This window comes from Mycobacterium angelicum, assembly GCF_002086155.1.
GTDB lineage: Bacteria > Actinomycetota > Actinomycetes > Mycobacteriales > Mycobacteriaceae > Mycobacterium > Mycobacterium angelicum.
The window spans coordinates 1-926 of sequence record NZ_MVHE01000221.1 but is presented as its reverse complement, the minus strand read 5'-3'; the positions used below and the strand labels follow the sequence as shown (position 1 = coordinate 926).

The 926-nt window shown below is 80.9% G+C and carries 1 protein-coding gene; it reads left to right on the top strand.

Annotated features, from left to right (window positions below; genetic code table 11):
• Positions 1-926, top strand: a 926-nt coding sequence (locus BST12_RS32610; RefSeq protein ID WP_211281410.1) for a hypothetical protein, incomplete at both ends; no start/stop codon positions are given.

The following is a 926-nucleotide window of genomic DNA, read 5'->3' as shown; positions in this document are numbered from 1 at the left end:
CACCGATGCCGCAGCAGGCAGCGGCGCCACCGGCGGCACCGGTTTCGCCGGCGGCGCCGGCGGACAAGGCGGCCAAGGCGGTAACAGTGCCGGCGGCACCAACGGCTCCGGCGGCGCCGGCGGCGTCGGCGGCACCGGCGGAACCGGCGGAACCGGCGGCAGCGGCGCCGACAGCACCACCGGAGTCGGCGGCACCGGCGGCGACGGCGGTATCGGCGGCGCAGCAGGCGCCGGCGGTGGCGGCGGCGGAACCGGCAGCGGCGGAACCGGCGGCACCACCGGCGCCACCGGCAAGGCGGGCACCGGCGGCACCGGCGGTCAAGGCGGCGATGGCGGTACCGGCGCCGACGGCACCGATGCCGCAGCAGGCAGCGGCGCCACCGGCGGCACCGGTTTCGCCGGCGGCCAAGGCGGTCAGGGGGGCCAGGGCGGCGACTCCGGTGCCGGTGGCACCAACGGCTCCGGCGGCGCCGGCGGGGTCGGTGGCAAGGGCGGCACCGGCGGAACCGGCGGTTCGGGTGCCGACAGCACCACCGGAGTCGGTGGCACCGGCGGCGACGGCGGTGTCGGCGGCGCAGCCGGCGCCGGCGGTGGCGCCGGTGGCGTAGGTAGCGGCGGGACCGGCGGCACCACTGGCGCCACTGGCAAGGCGGGCACCGGCGGCACCGGCGGTGTGGGTGGCGCCGGAGGCGGTGGCGGCGCAGGCACGGATGCCGCAGCCGGCAGCGGCGCCACCGGCGGCACCGGTTTCGCTGGCGGCGCCGGCGGACAAGGCGGACAGGGCGGCGACTCCGGTGCGGGCGGCACCAATGGCTCCGGCGGCGCCGGCGGGGTCGGTGGCAAGGGCGGCAGTGGCGGCGCCGGCGGCAGCGGTGCCGACAGCACCACCGGAGTCGGTGGCACCGGCGGCGACGGCGGTGTCGGCG